The organism is Streptomyces sp. NTH33 (assembly GCF_003236365.1).
GTDB lineage: Bacteria > Actinomycetota > Actinomycetes > Streptomycetales > Streptomycetaceae > Streptomyces.
In genome coordinates this window covers 1-4206 of the sequence record NZ_POTZ01000546.1, presented here as the reverse complement: position 1 = coordinate 4206, position 4206 = coordinate 1, and the positions used below count along the sequence as shown (strand labels likewise).

General features: G+C 68.5%; 3 protein-coding genes. All 3 read right to left on the bottom strand.

Features of this window, described 5'->3' with window-relative positions:
* Nucleotides 1-4: 4 nt before the first annotated feature.
* From C1I97_RS32570 to C1I97_RS32560, 3 genes are read right to left on the bottom strand one after another with little or no spacing between them, the layout of a single operon-like run.
* Complete coding sequence (locus C1I97_RS32570) at nucleotides 5-820, bottom strand: phosphatase PAP2 family protein (RefSeq protein ID WP_111006635.1); 816 nt, start codon at nucleotides 818-820, stop codon at nucleotides 5-7.
* Entirely contained in the window at nucleotides 810-3386 is a 2577-nt protein-coding gene (locus tag C1I97_RS32565) for an ABC transporter permease (RefSeq protein WP_111006634.1), read from the bottom strand. The genes C1I97_RS32570 and C1I97_RS32565 overlap by 11 nt, the downstream gene beginning before the upstream one ends.
* A 56-nt stretch (nucleotides 3387-3442) precedes the next feature.
* Nucleotides 3443-4156 carry an ABC transporter ATP-binding protein gene (locus tag C1I97_RS32560; protein WP_258382841.1) on the bottom strand — a complete coding sequence of 238 codons (714 nt, stop codon included), beginning with the start codon at nucleotides 4154-4156 and terminating at the stop codon, nucleotides 3443-3445.
* Nucleotides 4157-4206: the final 50 nt, after the last annotated feature.

Below are 4206 nucleotides of genomic sequence, written 5' to 3'. Positions count from 1 at the left end.
TCGGTCAGGGTCTCGCACCTGTAGACACCCGCAAGCGCGGAAACTCATCGGTGTGCCATCGGGGCGACGCCATCGGCGCCTCCTCGCAGCATGGAGCACACCCACGCTCACACCAACCGACCCGCATCGGGCCGTGGGTGCCCACGACCGTGCCGTCCGCGCGGACCACGCCCGCCGCGGCGGCATGGGTGATGACGGTGTCGACGAACTCGGCGCCGTGGAAGAGCCGGGGCGGAGCGAGCGGGACGAAGTAGTAGCCGATGAGCGCGGTGGCCGTGGTCAGGAAGAGTGCGGTACGGACGGCCGCGTACCGTCCGGGTTGTGTGCGGTAGACCCACACGAGGACGCCGAGGGTGACGATGAAGTGAAGCGTGGCGTAGTAGTAGTTCATCGGCACGATGAGCCAGGTGATGCCGTTGAGCGCGTGGTTCACCGATGTCTCGAAGGCGAGGCCGAGTGAGTTCTGGAGGTCCCACACCCACTGGGAGTTGCGCTGAGCGGCCGTTGCCTGCTCGGGGACGGCGTTGCGGATCAGGGAGTAGATCCAGTAGCTGACCGCGATGAGCGCGACCTCCTGCAGGAGGCGGGGCCGGCGCGTCGTTCTCGCCCTCCTGAGCAGGGCTCGTACGACGGACGGTACGGCGGTGCCCGGCGTCCCTGTGGTGACGAGGCCCTCCGTCCGGCCGTGCGGGCCACCCGGTGCGCCCGGCTTGTCACCTGGTGCGTGCCGGGCCTTCTTCCGGCCGAGAGGTGCCCCTGGGTACGCGTCGAGCGGTGCGTCGGAGTGGCGGTGTGCGTCCGCCGTCGTGTTACTGGGCATTGATCGCCCGCAGCATGTTCAGACGGGTCGCCCGCCGCGCGGGCCAGACCGCCGCCAGGACCCCTACCGTCAGGGCGAGCAGGAGGAACAGGCCGGTCAGGTGCCAGGGCAGCACGGTCTGGTACATCGTCAGCGAGGACCGGGCGAGGCTGCCGCACGCCCAGGCGAGGAAGATTCCGGTGCCGATGCCCAGGACCGCGCCGAACAGGGAGATCACCACCGACTCCAGGCGCACCATCTGCTTGATGCCCCGGTTGTCGAGGCCGATCGCGCGCAGCAGTCCGATCTCCCGGGTGCGCTCGATGACCGACATCGCCAGGGTGTTGATGACGCCGAGTACGGCGATGACGACGGCCATGCCGAGCAGTCCGTACATCATGTTGAGCATGACGGCGATGGTGTCGGACTCCGCCTTGGCCAACTGTTCCTGGTTCTGCACCTGCAGCAGCGGACTGTTGCCGAGGGCCTGACGGATGTCCTGGTCAAGGCCGCCGGTGTTCCGGCCGGACACGGCCTTGACCAGAATGCTGTCGAGCTTTCCGCCTTCGGTATGCGGAAGGATGTCGCCCATGGTGCCCAGGGCGTCGCCGACGACGCGGGTGTATTGGTAGACGCCGGCGACGGTGAGTTGCCTGTGCTGACCGTCGGGGAACAGCATGCCTTCGAAGGTGTCGCCTCGTGACAGGCCCTTCTGCTCAGCCAGTTTGTCGGAGAGCAGGACCTTTCCGGAGGCGAGGTCCTTGAGCGAGCCGCTGCTGAACCGCAGGTCGGCGACCTTACTGAGCTGTTGCGGGTCCGCGCCGGTGATGCTGGTGAACGTGCCGTCCACCTCCAGCCCCGCGGAGGCGACGGATGCCGTTGCGGCGACGCCCGGGACTCCTGCGACCTTTGCGCCGAGTGCGGGATCGAGGCCCTCGAAAGCGGTGTTGGTCACCTTGTAGTCCGCGGTCATACCACGGACCGCCTCGTCCTTGAGAGCGGCGTCCATGGAGTGGCCTGCCACGCTCAAGGCGGTGATCAGGGTGAGGCCGATCATCAGGGCCGATGCGGTGGCGGCGGTGCGGCGCGGGTTGCGCAGCGCGTTCTCTTTGGCGAGCTTGCCGCTGACGCCGAAGAGCCGGGTGGCGAGCGCGCCGGCGAGCCGGACCAGTGGCCGGGACAGCAGCGGTGCGAGCACGATCATGCCCGTCAACGTGAGCACCGAGCCGAGCACGGCGGCCATGAGGTTGTCGTCGGCCCCGTCCTTCTGCGTGGAGACGTACAGCAGGATGAGGACACCCGCAGTGGTGAACAGCGCGCCGTGGCTGTTGCGGAGCACCATGCTGCGCTGTCGCGGCGTCTGGTCGACGTTGCTCAGCGCCTCGACCGGGGCGACCTTCGCGGCGTTGCGGGACGGCAGCCAGGCGGCCAGTACGGTCACGCCGACGCCGGTCACCAGGGACCACACGAGAGCGCTCGTGGAGACCACGAGGGGGCCGGCCGGCAGGCCCGCGCCGCTCGTGTTGAGAAGCGGCCTCAGAACGGTCGCGATACCCAGGCCGAGTACGAACCCGACCGCGGAGGAGACGAGTCCGAGAAGCCCGGCCTCGATGAGAACCGCGCGGACGACCTGGCGACGCGAGGCCCCTACCGCGCGGAGCAGGGCGGTCTCCCGGCCGCGCTGCGCGACCAACATGGTGAAGGTGTTGGCGATGAGGAAAGCGCCGACGAAGAGCGCGATCCCGGCGAAGACCATGAGTATCCGGGTGAATTCCTTGGTGCCCTCGACGATTTCCTCCGCCTGGTCGCGGGCGAGTCGCGCTCCGTCGGTGACCGTGACGCCCGAGGTGGGCAGCAGCTCGCGGATCTCGTGGGTGAGCGCCCGGTTGTCGGTGCCGGGCGCCGAACCGATGGCCAGCTCGTCGACCTGGCCCGCCTGCAGGAAGAGCTGCTGTGCGGTCTTGGTGTCGAAGAGCGCGAGGCTGCCACCCGCGGTCACGCGGGGGTCATCGGCGTCGACGATGCCGACGAGCTTTTTGGACAGGGCGGGGCCGTCGATGGCGAAGCGGACGGTGTCACCGAGGGCGTAGCCGGCCTTCTCGGCGGTACGGCGGTCCAGAGCGATCTCTGTGCCGCCGCTGGGACCGCGTCCGGCACGGAGGGGGAAACGGCTGTCCTCTCCGCCGTGCCGGGTGTCCGGCACGTAGTTGGTCGCCAGGTTCTCCCAGCTGGTCTCGGCGTTCAACGGCCGACCGTCCTTGGCGGCCAGGGTCACGCTGCCGTTGACGATGGGGCGCACGGACGTGACACCGGGGGCAGCACGGACCTTGTCGACGACAGCGCTGGTGAGCGCCGTGGACCGATCGTCGTCCGCCTCTGTGCCGGAGGAGGCCGGCTCGGACTCGGCCTGTACGGATACGTCGACGTCCTTGAGATTCTTGGTATAGGCGCCGCGGTAGGCACTGACGACGCTGTCGCTGAAGACGAGCGTGCCGGAGATGAAGGCGACGCCGAGCATGACCGCGAGAACCGTCATGCTCAGCCGGGTTTTGTGCGCGAAGACATTGCGCAGAGCTGTACGCAGCATAGGAAGTAAGTCCTGGAGAAGTGGCGGACGGCCGGACGGGGAGCGGGACGGACGGCTCAGTTCGCGGGCGCCTTGACGTCGAAGCGCCTCATCCGGTCCAGGACGTTCTCGGCGGTCGGTGTGAGGAGTTCATCGGTGATCCGGCCGTCGGCGAGGAACACCACACGGTCGGCATAGGCGGCGGCCACCGGGTCGTGGGTGACCATCACGACGGTCTGGTGCATCTCCCGCACCGAATACCGCAGAAAGTCGAGGACCTCGGCGCCGGAGCGTGAGTCCAGGTTGCCGGTCGGTTCGTCCGCGAAAATGATCTCTGGTCGGGACGCGAGGGCGCGGGCCACAGCGACGCGTTGCTGCTGGCCGCCGGAGAGCTGAGAGGGACGGTGGCTCAGTCGCCCAAAGAGACCGACGGTCGCGACGACGGTGTCCAGCCACTGCTGATCGGGCCTGTTGCCCGCGATGGCCAGTGGCAGTGTGATGTTCTCCAGCGCCGTCAGCGTGGGCAGCAGGTTGAACGCCTGGAAGACGAAGCCGATGCTGTCCCGGCGCAACCGGGTGAGCTGCCGGTCGTTCAGGCCGGACAGCTCGGTGTCGCCGATCCTCACGGAGCCTGTGGAGACCGAGTCGAGGCCTGCCATGCAGTGCATCAGAGTCGACTTGCCGGAGCCGGACGGCCCCATGATCGCGGTGAACCGGCCGCGCCCGAATTCCACCGAGACCGAGTCCAGGGCGACGACCCGGGTCTCACCCTGCCCGTAGATCTTGCTCAGCCCCGTGGCCCGGGCGGCGGGGCCGGTTCACCGCGATCATGGGGCCGTCC